At 46.6% G+C, this 16500-nt stretch carries 18 protein-coding genes; 4 read left to right on the top strand and 14 right to left on the bottom strand.

Features of this window, described 5'->3' with window-relative positions; translation table 11 throughout:
• The 4 genes from ACMN7X_RS14705 to ACMN7X_RS14690 form a co-directional block, all read left to right on the top strand.
• A partial coding sequence (locus ACMN7X_RS14705) for a winged helix-turn-helix domain-containing protein (RefSeq protein ID WP_418748202.1) occupies positions 1–240 on the top strand: 240 nt, incomplete at its 5' end.
• A complete protein-coding gene (locus ACMN7X_RS14700; RefSeq protein ID WP_418748201.1) occupies positions 237–1268 on the top strand; it encodes a sensor histidine kinase in 1032 nt (343 codons plus the stop codon). The genes ACMN7X_RS14705 and ACMN7X_RS14700, both read left to right, overlap by 4 nt.
• 122 nt (positions 1269–1390) lie before the next feature.
• Complete coding sequence (locus ACMN7X_RS14695; protein WP_418748200.1) at positions 1391–2056, top strand: ABC transporter ATP-binding protein; 666 nt, start codon at positions 1391–1393, stop codon at positions 2054–2056.
• 12 nt (positions 2057–2068) lie between these two features.
• A complete protein-coding gene (locus ACMN7X_RS14690; RefSeq protein WP_418748199.1) occupies positions 2069–4429 on the top strand; it encodes an ABC transporter permease in 2361 nt (786 codons plus the stop codon).
• A 180-nt stretch (positions 4430–4609) separates the two neighbouring features.
• Here ACMN7X_RS14690 and ACMN7X_RS14685 read toward each other — a convergent pair whose 3' ends face one another.
• From ACMN7X_RS14685 to def, 14 genes are all read right to left on the bottom strand, one after another.
• Positions 4610–4873 (bottom strand): Txe/YoeB family addiction module toxin, encoded by a 264-nt coding sequence (locus tag ACMN7X_RS14685; RefSeq protein ID WP_418748198.1) that lies wholly within the window; start codon positions 4871–4873, stop codon positions 4610–4612.
• Positions 4866–5132, bottom strand: coding sequence for a type II toxin-antitoxin system Phd/YefM family antitoxin (locus tag ACMN7X_RS14680; protein ID WP_418748197.1), 267 nt, complete (start codon positions 5130–5132; stop codon positions 4866–4868). Before ACMN7X_RS14680 ends, ACMN7X_RS14685 begins: the two co-directional genes overlap by 8 nt.
• Before the next feature lie 116 nt (positions 5133–5248).
• Entirely contained in the window at positions 5249–5848 is a 600-nt protein-coding gene (locus tag ACMN7X_RS14675) for a YdcF family protein (RefSeq protein ID WP_418748196.1), read from the bottom strand.
• Positions 5849–5855: 7 nt separating this feature from the next.
• Entirely contained in the window at positions 5856–6770 is a 915-nt protein-coding gene (locus ACMN7X_RS14670; protein ID WP_418748195.1) for a DMT family transporter, read from the bottom strand.
• Positions 6771–6774: 4 nt separating this feature from the next.
• Positions 6775–7512 (bottom strand): thiamine diphosphokinase, encoded by a 738-nt coding sequence (locus tag ACMN7X_RS14665; RefSeq protein ID WP_418748194.1) that lies wholly within the window; start codon positions 7510–7512, stop codon positions 6775–6777.
• Positions 7509–8168, bottom strand: coding sequence for a ribulose-phosphate 3-epimerase (gene rpe / locus ACMN7X_RS14660; RefSeq protein WP_418748193.1), 660 nt, complete (start codon positions 8166–8168; stop codon positions 7509–7511). The genes ACMN7X_RS14665 and rpe overlap by 4 nt, the downstream gene beginning before the upstream one ends.
• Positions 8169–8170: 2 nt before the next feature.
• Positions 8171–9049 (bottom strand): ribosome small subunit-dependent GTPase A, encoded by an 879-nt coding sequence (gene rsgA, locus ACMN7X_RS14655; protein WP_418748192.1) that lies wholly within the window; start codon positions 9047–9049, stop codon positions 8171–8173.
• 11 nt (positions 9050–9060) lie between these two features.
• Positions 9061–11229 (bottom strand): Stk1 family PASTA domain-containing Ser/Thr kinase, encoded by a 2169-nt coding sequence (gene pknB / locus ACMN7X_RS14650; protein ID WP_418748191.1) that lies wholly within the window; start codon positions 11227–11229, stop codon positions 9061–9063.
• Entirely contained in the window at positions 11223–11963 is a 741-nt protein-coding gene (locus ACMN7X_RS14645) for a Stp1/IreP family PP2C-type Ser/Thr phosphatase (protein WP_418748190.1), read from the bottom strand. The genes pknB and ACMN7X_RS14645 overlap by 7 nt, the downstream gene beginning before the upstream one ends.
• Before the next feature lies 1 nt (position 11964).
• A complete protein-coding gene (gene rlmN, locus ACMN7X_RS14640; RefSeq protein ID WP_418748189.1) occupies positions 11965–13020 on the bottom strand; it encodes a 23S rRNA (adenine(2503)-C(2))-methyltransferase RlmN in 1056 nt (351 codons plus the stop codon).
• A gap of 3 nt (positions 13021–13023) precedes the next feature.
• Entirely contained in the window at positions 13024–14361 is a 1338-nt protein-coding gene (rsmB, locus tag ACMN7X_RS14635) for a 16S rRNA (cytosine(967)-C(5))-methyltransferase RsmB (RefSeq protein ID WP_418748188.1), read from the bottom strand.
• Positions 14351–15070 carry a zinc metallopeptidase gene (locus ACMN7X_RS14630; protein ID WP_418748187.1) on the bottom strand — a complete coding sequence of 240 codons (720 nt, stop codon included), beginning with the start codon at positions 15068–15070 and terminating at the stop codon, positions 14351–14353. Before ACMN7X_RS14630 ends, rsmB begins: the two co-directional genes overlap by 11 nt.
• 11 nt (positions 15071–15081) lie before the next feature.
• Positions 15082–16023, bottom strand: a complete 942-nt coding sequence (gene fmt / locus ACMN7X_RS14625; protein ID WP_418748186.1) for a methionyl-tRNA formyltransferase — start codon at positions 16021–16023, stop codon at positions 15082–15084.
• Between the two features lie 2 nt (positions 16024–16025).
• On the bottom strand, positions 16026–16499 hold the full coding sequence (gene def / locus ACMN7X_RS14620; protein ID WP_418748185.1) for a peptide deformylase: 474 nt from the start codon (positions 16497–16499) through the stop codon (positions 16026–16028).
• Position 16500: the final 1 nt, after the last annotated feature.

Genomic DNA, 16500 nt, shown 5'->3' with positions numbered 1-16500 from the left:
ACTTTATCTCCGATGGAATTTAAGATGTTAAACCTGTTCCGTAAAAATCCCCGGCAAGTGCTGACCCGTGGACTGCTTTTAGAAAAGCTATGGGATATAGACGAGAAGTTTGTGGACGAGCATACCCTGACGACTTCTATCAGCCGTATTCGCGGCAAGATTGAAGCGGATGGAGGCGCACCTTACATTAAGACTGTTTACGGCATGGGCTATCAATGGACGGGAGGCGAGGCAAAATGAAACTTAAGGGTCTTTCAGTGAAGCGGCTGTTTGGCCGGGTAGCACTGGGACTTGTCCTTTCCATGTCGGGAATCACTATCGCATTGTTTCTTATAACAAATCAGACGGCGGTGCTGCTGACTGGCGGGGTGCTGCTGCTGTGCGCCCTTGTGGGGATTTTTATACTGACGCAGGCGTTTGGGAAACGACTGTCACAGTTTACCGCTGACTTGTGCCAGACCTTAGATCACATGATTGCCGGGAATGAAGCGCCAAAACGTCCAGAGAACAGCGAAACCCAGCTTGCCAGAATCGGCCACCGGCTGGCAAGGCTCTATCAGATCATGCAGGAGAACCGCCGCCGGGTGGATGAAGAACGGCAGGAGTTACAGACCCTTGTGTCCGATATTTCCCATCAGGTGAAAACACCGGTAAGCAATCTGAAAATGGCGACGGACACGCTATTGGAAAAGCCTATGACCGAGGCGGAGCGCACCGACTTTATCGAGGGAATCCGCAGCCAGACGGATAAGCTGGACTTTCTCTTTCAAGCCCTTGTGAAAACCTCCCGGCTGGAAACGGGCGTAATCCAGTTGGATAAGAAACCAGTCCGCCTTTTTGATACCGTGGCGCAGGCCATGAGTGGAATTGTGTATGCAGCAGAAAAAAAGAAAATTGCCGTGTCCGTGGACTGCCCAGAGGATTTATTCTTTTCCCATGACAGCAAGTGGACATCCGAAGCCCTCTTTAATCTGCTGGACAATGCGGTGAAGTACACCCCGGCAGGCGGGAAAATCACGGTATCGGCAGTGTTGTGGGAAATGTATATGGAAATCAAAGTAGCCGACACGGGCAAGGGCATTTCCGAAAGCAATCAGGCCGCTATTTTCCGGCGCTTCTATCGAGAAGAAGAAGTACACGAACAGCAGGGCGTGGGCATTGGCTTGTATCTGGCCCGCGAAATCGTAACGCGGCAGGGCGGCTATATCAAAGTGGTTTCGGAGCCGGGTAAGGGGTCGGAGTTTTCCATTATGCTGCCTGCAAAATAAAACGCGGCGTAACATTTCACCCTGATTTTCCTTGAATTTTTTGCCGCTGTAACATTTCACGGACATTTTGGGTATACAATGACCTTATCAATCGGCAGAAACCTTGAAAGGAGTTTTTGAATATGAGTGTTTTGCAGACCATCGACCTGAAAAAGTATTACGGCACCGAGCCGAACATTACCCGTGCATTAGATGGCGTCAATTTCTCTGTGAAGCAGGGAGAGTTTGTCGCAGTGGTTGGAACCTCTGGCAGCGGCAAATCTACTCTGTTGAATATGATGGGAGGACTTGATACCCCCACTTCCGGCAGCGTCATTATGCGCGGAGAGGAATTGTCAAAAAAGAGCGATGAAGAATTGACGATCTTTCGCCGCCGTAATATCGGCTTTATTTTCCAAAACTACAATTTGGTGCCTATTTTGAATGTGAGTGAGAACATTGTCCTGCCGGTAGGTTTGGATGGTGATGTAGTAGATCAAAAGTTTATGAATGAAGTTGTGAGAATACTGGCGTTGGAGGATAAGCTGCAAAATATGCCTGACAACCTTTCCGGCGGACAGCAGCAGCGTGTTGCTATCGCCCGTGCCCTGATTACAAAACCGGCGATTATTCTTGCCGATGAACCAACCGGGAACTTAGACAGCAAGACAAGCGCTGATGTATTGGGGCTGTTAAAACGTACTGGCATGGAGTTTAATCAGACCATTGTAATGATTACCCACAACAACGAGATTGCCCGGCTTGCTGACCGTATTGTGCGGATTGAGGACGGCAAGATTGTGGAATAGGGAGGAGAAACTATGACATGGCCTTTTGAAAATGATACCAGCGCAGCAGTAAAAGCATTTGCAGTAAGAAGCTTGAAAGTAAGTCGAAAGAAAAACTCTCTTATTGTGGCAGCGGTACTGATTATAACTTTTCTTCTAACGCTTGTTTTATCTGCCGGTAACATCTTTGTTTCTGCGCAGAGGACAGAGTCTTTAAGACTTATCGGGACTACTGCGGAAACAACTCTCAGTAACCCGACTGAGGGGCAGAAAGAATTGCTGAGAAGCTCGACGTTGGCAAAGCATGTTGGCATGGAATTGTATTTTGGAACCATAAAAGATACCGGAAGCCGTATTGGAATATCATATATTGATGTGGCGGAATGGGAATGGCACAGATTTCCTCTTGTTCGTAATTTTGTAGGGCAATTCCCGAAAAAAGAAAATGAAATTATGGCTGCACTCTGGCTGTTAGAAGATATAGGAATTAAAGAACCGGAGCTTGGTATGGTAGTTTCCGTGACCTACTTTGATAGAGATAATGCGGTGCATAGTCAAGAGTTTATCCTGTCTGGATATTTTGAGGATAATTCTTATATACGATCAGGCGGTAGAGGAAACCTGTATGTTTCTCCGGCCTTTGCCATGTCCGTAGATAAAATGTCGGAGACTCTTTACATGGATTTGACTGGAAGTAATAAAGAGAACGCGCTTCAACAACTGGCAGCAGAATTGCGCTTACAATCAGGACAGAGTTTAACTTTGTCACCTGCTTACGAAAGTGCGGGAAAGGTTTCATGGATTACGATTGGATTTTTGGTTGTTATTATCGTATTAAGCGGATACCTTTTTATATACAGCTTCTTTTATTTTTCTGTTTCAAAGGATGTGCAAATGTATGGTGAGTTAATTACCATAGGCGCCACAAAAAAACAGATAAAACGAATTATGTACTATCAAATCAGGAGACTGCTTATAAGAGGAACGCTGATAGGAGGAACCGCCGGGTTTATTGGCGCTTATGCTATTCTGCCGTATTTTATAAATATCTTTTTTGACGGACAGATAAATATTGGGTTTGTTAGTGTGATCGTAGGAACTGTGGTATCCATAGCACTTTCTTCTTTGGTGGTTTATATCAGCTGTAACAAGCCTGTCAAAATGCTTGCGTCAATGCAGCCGATCAATACCATTCGTTATGAGAATTACAGTAATATCAAATACACCAAAATTCCGGGGATCAAAAGCTATGTCCTTGATATGGCATGGAGAAATTTATGCCGTAGGAGAAAAAATGCCATTATGCTTATAGTGTCATTTACATTAGGCTGTACGGCCTTTTTGGCAATCAGCCTTTTCTACGAAAGTATTGATCCAAAGCAATATGTAGATCGTTATTATCAATATGATATAGAAGTAACAGACGAGTCGGGCGAAGGAACAACCATTACAAAAAATATGTTGACGCAGATAAACGGGCTATCCGGAATAGAAAAGATAGATGTAATAGAAAGACAACGTATTTTTATAGAGTACGATGAAGATATTTTTCAAGAATACTTGATGGATTTTCAAAGGAAGACCAGTCTGGATATTAGCAGCTATGATCGTAAAACCTTATCAGAGCAGTTTTGGAACTATGTTTATAGTCTTCCGGAAAAATATGCTGAAGATGATGAACCCGGTGCGGCTTATTTGTCCGAAGAATATGCAGAAATTCTTCCAATCGGTACTGTGTTCAGCATAAAAGTTTCTCAGGTGGCGGCTTACACAGTTCATGTTGCAGGGTATATTGATGTTGAAGACTCTCTGCCCGCTGGAGGTATGGCGCCAGTCCTTTATCTTTCAGACGCGACAAAGAATAGTATCGGCGGAGAGGATAGTATTTTCCAAATCGGTATTATGTGCGCAGCCGGGCAAGACAACGAAGTGCTGACAGAGATTGAAAGCATACTTCCAACAGGCGGTGTAAAAATAGAGTCAAAGGCGGCATGGGAGGAAAAGTTGTCCAGTAACATGAGTATTTTTTATATTGCGTTAGGCGGGTTATCAATATTTTTGTTATTTAACAGTATTCTCAACTTTATAAATACAATGTATAGCAGTTTACAAGAAAGGAGCGCTGAGTTCAAAACATTATCAAATGTCGGAATGACAGAAAGACAAATCAAAGCTATGCTGAGGCATGAGGGAACCATATACACCATGATCATAGCAAGTTTAGTGACCTTGATTGCGTGTGTGGGAGCTAAATTGTTGTTTGGCGGTATTTCCGGAATTGCGCCTTATGCTGAGTTCCATTTCCCCATAATGCAACTACTGGGTATTGTTGGGTTAGTAGGAATTATATGTATGGGAGTTCCCGGTGTTATGTATAAAAAAATGAAGCCGTGAACTATGCAAACACCCTTGCATAGCAATTATAAGGAATCTCCGATGATAATGTTATCGTCGCACAATCGAAACAACAAAACGCCAGAGCAAAATCCACTATATTCAGGAAGTCACACTCTACAAGCGGGTGTTGACTTCCTTATGAACCTCCGTCTAATTCCGATTTTCCCTTTTTATAAATCACCTATCTCCATAATGATATCTGCACGCTAATATATATACGTTTTTTTCATCAATTTTATATATCAGCCTATCTTTATCATTTATACGCCGACTCCAAAATCCTGTCAAATTTCCAGTCAACGGTTCCGGCTTTCCTATTCCAACATTTCCATTCCGACTAATATCTTCTATTAAGGCATTAATCTTTTTTAAAGTTTTTTTATCTTCTGTTTGCCAATAAATATAGTCCTTCCAGCCATTTTCGGTAAATACTTTATTCATTTTCGCCCGCCTCAGCCAATTCCTGAACAAAGAATTTTCCTTCTTCCAACTGCTTCTTCGATTCCATCAGCCAATCATAATTTGCTTTGTTGCCCATAACATAAACGTTTTCCATAAGATTATTATAGGCTTCCTCAGATATTATCACGACATTTTTATTATCTTTCCTGGTAACAATCATAGTCTCATAATCATCAGTTACTTTATCCATATAAGTTTTCATATTATCTCTTAAATTCGTATAATTCACTGCCAACATATCGTCGCCTCCAAAACGTACAGTTTTCTGTACTTATATTATATTGCATAGATTTCTTCACGTCAATATTTATTCCATTATTGATACCCATACGGGATGCCTGAATAGGTATAATTTTATCTTCCTACCATTCGATATACTTTATAACCGATATAGAAAAATTCCTCTCTGGCCAGAAATGGTATTTTCGTCTTTAAACTTATATATCTCGAAGTCGGCGTCGGCGAACTATAAGCCTCGATTCCATAGTCGCGGGCCATGAGCATTGCCCGCTTCATATGAAGAGGATCGCTGACAATGATCGCCGTGCGGTATCCCTTCTCGTCCATAATCTTTTTTGCATTTGCAATGTTTTCCTGAGTAATCACAGATTCCTCTTCCAACAGTATATGCTCTGCCGGCACGCCCTGCTCAATCGCATATTGTCCGGCGACCCAGGCATCTGACCTGGCATTTCCTTCTCCAACTCCACCGGTAAAAATCAGCGTATCCACATATCCGTTTTGATACAGCCAAATGCCATGATGAATCCGCTCCCTGAATACCAGGGAGATTTCGCCGTCCGCCGTTCCTGCGCCCAGAACAATGGCTGTATCTGCGGACTGTTTTTCATCCACCGAGGCATATTGCCATATCGACAGGGCTGTCGCCGCCAGATATATCGCGAGCAAAAGGAAAATTCCGAGCATCACAGGGAAAATTCGCTTCTTTTTCATTTTTGTTTCAAACCTTTCCCCTATCCACGGCCGCAGCTTTATCCACACTCCCGGAGGAGTCCACACCCCTTGCCGTATCCACCTGTGAATATGCGGCGACGCCGCCAATGGCGATCACACCGCCAAGAATCACCAAGGCCGCCGGAATCTCACCGAAAATAAAGAATCCGAAAAGGGCTGAAAAAAAGGACTCCATCAATTTCACTGTCGAAATATAGGAAGCGCTGAGATATTTCAGTCCCCAGCTGTAAACACTGTGGCCAAAAAAAGTACAGAAAATCGTCATCCCGAAGGCAGCGCCGTAATCCGCCATTGCATAACCGGTAAAGGGCGTTCCCGAAAACAGCATCCCGACACAAACGGTCAGACAGGCAAAGCCATAGACAAAGCACGTGTAAACCGATGTTGAAATATGGGTTCTGCAGGACCTTCCTATAAGTGTATAAGCCGACGCAAAAAAGGCGCCAAGCAGCGCAAGGGCATCCCCGAATATGACGTTGCTGCCGCTGCCCATATCCGACACCGCAATAAGCACCGTTCCGAGAAACACTGCGCCAATCCCAAAAATTCCCTTTCGGGGAATCTTTTCGCCGCACCATAAAACAAGGCTTATTGAAACAATAAAAGCCTCCATATTCACGAGGACAACCGAAGCCGCAATACTCGTATATTTCAACGATTCAAAAAATGCGGTAAAATGCAGGCCAAGAAACAGGCCGCCGCAGGCGCACCAGAGAATATCCCTTATTTTCAGCTTTTTTATTTCTTCCCGAAATTTAATAACAAGCATCGGAATCAAAATAAGTACCGCAAAAAGCATCCGATAAAATACAAGTACAATCGATGGGGCCGATGACATACGGACAAAAATAGCCGACATGGCGATACTTACCGTCCCCAAAATCATTATCAGTTTCTTCATTGAACTAATCCCTGGATAAGATCATCCAGGCTGTTCCCTCCTCTATTGTAATCCATCCTTCCTCCGCCGTCAGTTCATTGCTGACGCAGAGACTTTCTCCAAAATGGGTATCTGCCCGGTCCAGCGGATATTTAAACCCCTGAAGCGTTATGCCGGACAAATCCATTGTCGCCGGGATCAGCGACATATATTTTCCGAAGATTCCTTCCATTTTCAAATGATGGGTTCCCCGAATCATCTGAATCTGATTATTCTTATCAATGATCATGCCGTCGATTCCCGCATCCATAATATTCTTTAACATTTGAAGATTTGCCAGAACATGATCCAGCCGGGTGCCTGTCGCGCCCAAAATGTGAAGAATCTTCTCCCCTGTCTCTTTCATGGGAATTTCCTGTTCCGGCAATAACTTCAGTGAAAGCCCTTCCGACATCGGGTCCAGCGGCACTCCCATCCCGGAAAACAGCTCTATTGCCAGTTTTACCGCAATATCCGTATCCGTATAATCCTTTTCAGGGACAAATTGATGCACACAGATATCCTCCCGATGGATATATTTTTCCAACACTGCCCCATCAATCGTATCAAAATCTCCAACCAAATGAGTAATCTTTATTCCGGCCCTGTCGGCAAAAGCCAGGCCGCCGTCCACGGCGATCACTTCATCATATCTATTATTTTTCAAAAAAGAGAAGGCAAAATCATCATCGATATTGCCTCCCGTAATAATCAGCACTTTCATTCGTATTTCTTAAATACCTCCAGAAATCCTTTGACATTCTCCTCCACTGAACCTTTATAGACAGCGGAACCTGCCACAAAAATATTTGCCCCGGCCTCAATGAGCATGGCCACATTGTCCGGCGTCACACCGCCGTCCACTTCGATATCCACAGACAGATTCCGTTCAGAAATCATCCGGCGGAGACGGCGCACCTTATCCGTTGTCGTTTCAATATATTTCTGACCGCCAAATCCCGGATTGACACTCATGAGCAGTACCATGTCCACCTCCGGCAAAATCTCTTCCACAGCCGAGAGCGGTGTCGCCGGATTTAAAACAACTCCGGCTTTGATGCCATAGCTCTTAATCACCTGTACCGTTCGATGGAGATGTTTACACGCCTCCGCATGGACCGTGATCATATCGGCTCCCGCATCGACAAACTCTTTAATAAAACGAACCGGTTCATCGATCATTAAATGCACGTCAAATACTTTATCCGTCACCGGGCGGATAGCCTTGATCACCGGAATCCCAAAAGAAATATTCGGCACAAACTGTCCGTCCATCACATCAATATGAATATATTCCGCACCGGCCGCAGCGGTCTTTGCCACATCCCGGCCCAAATTCGCAAAATCCGCGGATAAAATCGATGGTGATAAAATCAACATCGTCAATACCTCCTCTGTTCTTTTAACTCCCGATACATCTGAGCATAACTGTCATAACGTATCCTGCTGATCTTTCCCTCCGAAAGCGCCCTCTTCACGCCGCAATCCGGTTCATTTAAGTGATTGCACCCCGCAAAGCGACATTCTGCCTCATAGGGCAGAAATTCCGGGAAATAGAGTTTTAATGTTTCATCCGTAAAATCATTCAGATAAAGAGAACTGAATCCCGGCGTGTCAAACAGATAAGTCTCCTCTCCCAGATAAAACAGTTCGGAATGGCGGGTCGTATGGCGCCCCCGCTTAATCTTCTCACTGACTGTCCCGGTCGCCATCTCCGCTTCCGGCAAAAGCCAGTTCATCAACGAAGACTTACCCACACCGGAAGGTCCGGCGAGAGCCGTCGTCTTTCCGGCAAGCAGCCTTTTTAAACTATCCAGGTTCACCGCCTCTCTGACACTGACAAAAAATACCGGATAACCGCTGACCTTATACACGTTTTCCAAAATATGCTCTTTTGAAGTATCTATCAGATCACATTTATTAAAACCAATGATCACCGGGATGTGCCTGTACTCCATCTGAAGCAGAAAGCGGTCTAAAAGTCCGAGATTCGGCTCCGGCTGAGCCGCGGCAAAAAAGACCAGCGCCTGATCAATATTTGCCACCGCCGGGCGAATCAGTTCATTTTTCCTTGGCAGGATATCCCGGATATTTCCCTTTTTATCCGCCTCGCTGATGACATCAATTTCCACATTGTCCCCCACCAGGGGTTTTACTTTCCGGTTGCGGAACACGCCCTTCGCCTTACATTCGTAAATCCCCCGATGTTCAACATGGATATAATAGAATCCTCCGATTCCTTTAATGATCTTTCCCTGCATAAATGCCTCAATTAACTAAAATAAATCGTATAGGATGCATACTGAATACCTTCCACATAAGCATAGACCGTTGCGGATGTTCCGAGTTCCCCTCTGGCTGTTCCGCTCCAGCCGGATTCATAGGCATCCGCGGAGCTGCAATAAGCCGTATATATCGTTTCCACAGTGCCGTCGGCATAAGCCACCTGAAGTGTCACCGTACCGGCAGTCAACGCGGCCTGGCTGCCTATATCATGGCCGAACGGGTTATCCCCCGGCATATAAACCGAAGCACTGCCCTCCGGCGGCTCGGTTTCCTTCGGGCCTGTGCTTACCACAAGGTCCACATAGGTTCCTCTGGCTACCTGAGAATTAGCCTCCACACTCTGGCGGACGATATTGCCTTCTTCCACACTGTCACTGTCCTCATAGGAGACATTTCCCACATTCAATCCGGCATTCGCCAATTCATTCACCGCATCATCATAGGACTTATCAATCAGATACGGCATCGTCGTTTTCTGTTTTCCTTTACTTACCGTCAACGTGACTTTTGTGCCAAGTTTGACCGTCTCTCCGGCCGCCGGTGATGAACTGATCACACGGTTCTCCTCAATGGTATCATGATATTCGTTTTTCACCGTAACCTTCAGGCCCATACCCTCCAACTGGGATTTTGCCTGTTCCAGAGATACGTCGATCACATTCGGCATTTCTGCGGACTCATCGCCCTTGCTGACAAACAAGGTGACAATAGTTCCCTTATCTACCTTTGTCCCGGCTGCCGGTGTAGTGCTGATAATAATGCCCTTTTCAACAGAAGCATCTTCTTTTTCCTGAATCTTATAGTCCAATTCATTTTCCTGAAGAAGGGAAATTCCGTCATCCTGCGTCTTTCCGGCACAGTCCGGCACCGGAATCTGGCTGCTCTCCGTAGTGATATTTCCGGATGTCCTGGTTGACTTCGTATTTCCTTTTCCAAAGCCGTCAAAAAGTCCCGCGGCCCGGCCGATCAGGAAGAAGATAACGATTACAATGATCACGGCGCCGACAATGCCGAAAATTGTCATCGTCTTATCCAATGCCGGACTTACATCCTCCTCATCCTCATCTTCTTCAATGACAGGCACCGGTTTTTTCGGTTTCGCCTTTCTGCGCTCATGATGATTATCATATTCTTCATATTCTCTGCGCTCTTCCTCCAGCTGACGGCGTCGGCGTTCCTCCGGTGTCAGCCGTTCTGCCCGTCTGGCCGCTTCTTTCTTTTTATTCAGAGAAGCATTGCGAAGCTTTTCCACATCATTTTCATCCATGACTACCGTAGTGCTGTCGCCAACGCCGCCCATGGCCGGCACTGCGCCGATAACAACATAATTTCCGTCCGGCTCCGCAAGGGCTCGGCGCAGATCCATGATCAGCTCTTTGGCCGAACTGTAACGCAAATCCGGTTTTTTCTGAGTACATTTAAGAATAATGCGCTCCACACTCCGCGGAATATCCGGATTCAGCTGCCGCGGCGGTGTCATATTGCCCTGAATATGCTGCAGAGCTACCGATACATTATTTTCACCGTCATAAGGCACCCTGCCGGTAACCATCTCATACATCGTAATACCAAGTGAATAAATATCACTCTTTTCATCACTGTAACCGCCTCTGGCCTGCTCCGGCGAAATGTAATGTACGGAACCGGCGGCATTGGTTGTCACCGTTGTCGAATCGGCCGCCTTTGCAATGCCGAAATCCGTCACCTTAACCTTTCCGTCCCTGGACATGATCACATTCTGCGGTTTTATATCTCTATGAATAATCCGATTGGCATGGGCAGCCCCCATACCTGAGGCAATCTGAACAGAAATATTCAAAACCTCACGGACATCGAGTTTTCCTTTTCTTTCAATATAGTGTTTCAGCGTAATCCCCTGAACCAGTTCCATGACAATATAATAAATGCCGTCCTCTTCACCAACATCATAGACATTGACAATATTCGGATGGGATAATCCGGCGGCCGACTGGGCTTCCACCCGGAATTTTTTTACAAATGTAGCGTCCGCGCTGAATTCCGGCTTTAATACCTTCACAGCGACAAAACGATTTAATTTCTGGTCTTTGGCTTTATATACATCCGACATGCCGCCGGCTCCGATCCTGCCGACGATCTCATATCTTCCCGCCAAAAGCGTCCCTGCTGCTAACATCTATTCACCTCCACATCAAAAGGGTCAATAACAATTACTGCAATATTATCTAAACCGCCGTTATGTTTGGCTTCATCAATCAATTCATCAACCACATCACCAATATATGTATTCTTTACAATGTCATACAACATATCATCTTCAACCATATTGGAGAGTCCGTCTGAACACATGAGAATCTGATCGCCCCGCTCCAAATCCACCTCAAAGAAGTCGACCTTCGCATTCTCTGCCGCCCCGACAGCCCTCGTGATAATATTTTTATCAGGATGATTTCTGGCTTCTTCTTTCGTCAGCTCTCCGGCTCTCACCAATGTCGCCACAAAAGAATGATCCTCCGTCACCTGGTTAATCTCTTTATCCAGAAGATAGAGACGACTATCCCCGATATTTCCCACAAAAAGCTGTTCATCTTCAATATAGGCGACAACCATCGTTGTCCCCATACCCTTTAAATTTTCATCCTCGGCCGCTTTTTCAATCAATTTTCGATTGGCATATTTTACGCCTTCATCCACCATGCGGATCAAAGCGTCCGGCTTCGAACTCTTTATATATTTCAAAAAACATTCCACGGCATATCGGGACGCAAAATCGCCCGCTCTATGGCCGCCCATGCCGTCTGCTACGATAAACAGATTCGGGAACGCGCCCACCGGTTCCTGCGAATAAAAAATGAAATCCTGATTTACTTTTCGAACCAGTCCCACATCTGTTTTTCCAAATACCCGCATTCTATACCTCCTTTTCTTCCGTCTGAGTCATATATCTGCGGCGTAATTGACCGCAGGCCGCCTGTATGTCCCGACCCATTTCTCTTCTTATAGTAACATTTCCCCCATATTTTTCAAGATTATTTTTGAAATTCACAATGGATTTCCTGTCAGACTGTATATAATCCCTCTCTTCCACCGGATTGATCGGGATCAGATTCACATGCCACATGAATCCTTTCAGCAAATGGGCCAGTGCCCGGGCATCCTCCGGCGAGTCGTTGACTCCCCCGGCCAGACTATACTCAAAAGTCAGCCGCCGTCCATTTGTATCATAATAATAGCGGCAGGCCTTCAGAAGTTCTCCGATTGAATATTTATTGGCAATCGGCATCATGGATTTTCGTTTTTCATCATTGGAAGCATGCAGAGAAATGGCCAGGGTGATCTGAAGATGTTCATCCGCCAAACGGTAAATCTCCGGCACAAGGCCGCAGGTAGAAAGGGTAATATTTCTCTGACTGATATTCAGTCCTTTCTCATTTGAAATCATTCGTATAAAACGCACCGCCGCTTCATAATTATCCAGCGGTTCTCCGGTTCCCATAATGACCACATTGGAGACCCGCTCCCCGGTCTCTCTCTGAATGGCATATACCTGCCCAAGCATTTCCGCCGCCGTCAAATGCCGCTCCAATCCAAGAAGTGTCGACGCGCAGAAACGGCAGCCCATCCGACAGCCCACCTGAGAGGAAATGCACACCGAATTGCCGTGTTTATATTTCATCAGAACACTCTCTATGATACTGCCGTCTTCCATTCGAAAAAGATATTTTCGTGTACCGTCAATCTCTGAAACAAGGAGGTCGGCCACTTCCACCGGACAGAGGGTCGTCTGCGCTTCAAGTCTCTGCCGCAGATCTTTTGGCAGATTTGTCATCTCATCAAAACGCTGCACCAGCTTTACATGCATCCACTCATAGATTTGCTTTGCCCGGAATTTTTTGTCTCCCAGGACGTTCACCACAAAGCCTTCCAGCTCCTCAAATGTCATCGACCTGATATCTGTTTTTTCCATAATCTATCTCCTTCGGAAACGTGCAATAAAAAAACCGTCCGTGCCGTATTCTCCCGGCATGAGCTGAATATATCCCCGTTTCACTGTGTCCGCAGAAATCCCCTCCGGCAAAAATTCCGCCAGAGACTCTGCTTCAAAAGGAAAATGCTCCTGAAACCAACGGACATTTTCTTCGTTTTCCTCCGAAGTCACCGTACATGTACTGTAGATCAGGCAGCCTCCCGGCTTTACATAGGCGGAAACCACCGTTAGTATCTCCCTCTGAAGCTTTGACAGCGCCTTTATATCCTCCAAAGTCACCCTGTATTTTATATCCGCCTTCCGGCCGATAACGCCGAGGCCGGAACATGGCAGATCGGCGATAACAATATCCGCCGACGCCTTATCCGCCGGCACGTACATAAGGGCATCCTGACATTCGGCCAAAATATGCTGTGCCTTCATCCTTTGGATATTTTCCTCGATCAAAGCGACCTTGGATTCAGTCAGATCTCTGGAAATAATCTTTCCGCCCTCTGCCAGGAGCTCACTTATCTGAATACTTTTGCCTCCGGGAGCAGCGCACACATCGATCACCTTATCCGTCGGCTTCACTCCGGCAGCTTTTGCCGCCAGCATGGAACTGACATCCTGTACAGTGCACAGTCCGTCTCTGAATTCGGGCAGCGCTCCGAGATGATCAAAGCCCTTCAGGGAAAAAGCTTCCGGGATCAGTGGATTCTGAACTGCTTCCACCCCCTGGATCTCCATTCGCTTCTGAAACATTTCCGGGGTCAGCCCGTTTTTGCGCAGGCGCACGGTCAATGGCTGCTCTCTGAGAAACCACTCAAACATTTTTACCGTATTTTCCCGGCCGTAACACTGCTCCCAGTAATCCGCCAGCCACCGTGGCTGTGAATAGCAGACCGGCAGATCATCCTCCGGCACTTTCAGCTTTTCCGGATTCCGAATCATATTTCGAAGGATTCCGTTAACAAAGCCGGAAAGATTTTTAAATCCCCGTTTCTTTGCCAGCTTCACCGCCTCATTGCACACAGCCGATTCCGGCACTCCGTCCATATATTTTATCTGATAAACCGACATTCTCAAAATCGTCCGAATAACCGGTTTCATTTTCTTTATTTTTACACTGGAAAAGCGCTCGATCATCCAATCCAGCGTGATCTGCCGTTCCAGCGTTCCCCGGGTCAGCCGGCTGATAAACCGCCGCTCCCCGGCGCTGAGATACTGATATTTCTCCAGCATCCTGCGAATTGCCACATGGGACGGCACCTGTTCCCGCTCAATCTCCAGAAGCAGATCACAGACAACATCCCTTAAATTTTCCGAATTAGTCATCATCTCGTCCCCGACCGCCAAACAATATGATCAGTCTTAATAACTGCAAAATACTTGCCGCCGCTCCGGCCACATAGGTGAGTGCCGCCGCGCTCAAAACCTTTCTTGCTTCCTCATTTTCATCACCCTGCAAAAGACCTGTCGAGGAGAGAATTTTAAGCGCTCTGGAGGACGCATTGAATTCTACAGGCAAAGTCACCAGCTGAAAAAGCACTACCGCAAAAAAGAGAAAAATTCCGGCCCGGATCAGCATCTGATTCCATCCCATGATAACACCGATCAAAATCAAAGGCCAGCTGATGGTCGATCCAAAATTACATACCGGCACAAGCGCTGTCCGAATCCGAAGCGGTGCATAATCCTTCTGATCCTGAATCGCATGGCCGCACTCATGGGCCGCCACACCGATCGCCGCCACACTGGTGGCGCCGAAAACACTGTCCGAAAGTCGAAGTACCTTCGCCGAAGGGTCATAATGATCCGTCAGATTTCCCTGGATTCTCTGCACACTGACATTATAAATCCCCGCCTGATGGAGAATCGTCTCCGCCGCCTGGGCCCCGGTGATCCCCCGCAGATTCCGTACCCGGTCATAACGGGCAAAGGTGGACTTTACTCTGGAAGAGGCCCACATGGACAAAATCGCGCCAATTAAAATTAAAATATAAGTAGGGTCAAAATAAAACCCCGGATAATAACCGTAACCATACATAGAAATCACTCCTATCCCAGTATTTCACCTGCTGCCATCGGACATCCCCGGAGAAAGGCTCCGGCATCCATCCGTTTTTTTCCTTCCATCTGGAGTTCCAGTATTCTAAGGGCCCCTTCGCCCGTCTGAACCGTAAACCCTTTTTTATCCACTGACAAAATCTGTCCCGGCGCCGCGGCTTCTCCGCCGTCATTCGCTGGAACAACTTCGGCCTTCCAAAGTTTCATCGTTTTTCCATGATAAAATGTATAAGCGCTCGGCCATGGATTCAAACCGCGGATCAACCGTTCAATCTCTCCGGCCGGCATGGAAAAATCAATTTCCCCCAAAGCCTTGTCAAGCATCCGGGCATATTCCCCGGCCTGACTGTCATCCTGTTTTTCCGGCCGGATCGTCCCGGCTTCAATCCCCCTTAGCGTCTCAACCAAAAGTTCGCCGCCAAGAACACTGAGTTTATCGTGAAGGCTGCCTCCGGTCTCATCCTCCGCCAGCGCCACCTCGGTTTTCATCAGCATATCTCCCGTATCCAGGCCCACATCCATCTGCATGGTCGTCACGCCGCTGACCTTTTCTCCCCGGATGACCGCCCACTGAATCGGCGCCGCTCCCCGGTATTTCGGAAGCAGAGAGGCATGCACATTGATACATCCATATTTCGGAATGTCCAACAATGCCTTCGGCAAAATCTGCCCAAAGGCCACCACCACCATCACATCCGGATTTAAATCCCGCATTTGCCCGATAAATTCCGGATCTCTGGCCCTTTTTGGCTGATATACCGGCAGATTATGTTCCAGCGCCTTTTCCTTTACCGGCGGAAAGAGCACTTTTTTACCCCTGCCCTTCGCTTTATCCGGCTGTGTTACCACGCCGATGACTTCATGTCCGGCTTCTATGATTTTTTCTAAGGTCGGCACAGAAAAATCCGGCGTTCCCATAAAAACAACTCTCATACTTATTCACCCTCTTCATAAACAACATCTTTCAGTTTTCCCTCGACCTTTTCCACATAGAGATGACCGTCAAGATGTTCAAATTCATGGCACATTGCCCGGGCAAAAAGCTCGGTTCCCTCCACTTCAAAAGGCTCAAAATTCTCATTCAGCGCCCGGGCCTTTACATAATTCGGGCGGGTGACAACACCGGATTTCCCCGGCACACTGAGACAGCCTTCTTCCCCGGTTTGAGAACCTCCGGACTCGACAATCTCCGGATTGATAAATACATAAGGTCCCTCACCCACATCAATCACGCAGATGCGTTTCAAAATTCCAACCTGAGGTGCAGCCAGTCCGACACCGTTTTCATGATACATCGTATCCAGAAGATCGCCGATCAATTCCTTTGTTCTCGGTGTCAGTTCTTTCACTTCCTTTGCGATTTTATTTAATACAGGGTCGCCCTCATATCTCAATTTTCTCAGTGCCATC

The sequence above is a fragment of the Frisingicoccus sp. genome (assembly GCF_048388605.1).
Lineage (GTDB): Bacteria > Bacillota > Clostridia > Lachnospirales > Lachnospiraceae > Frisingicoccus.
This window is presented reverse-complemented; position numbering and strand designations above follow the sequence as displayed.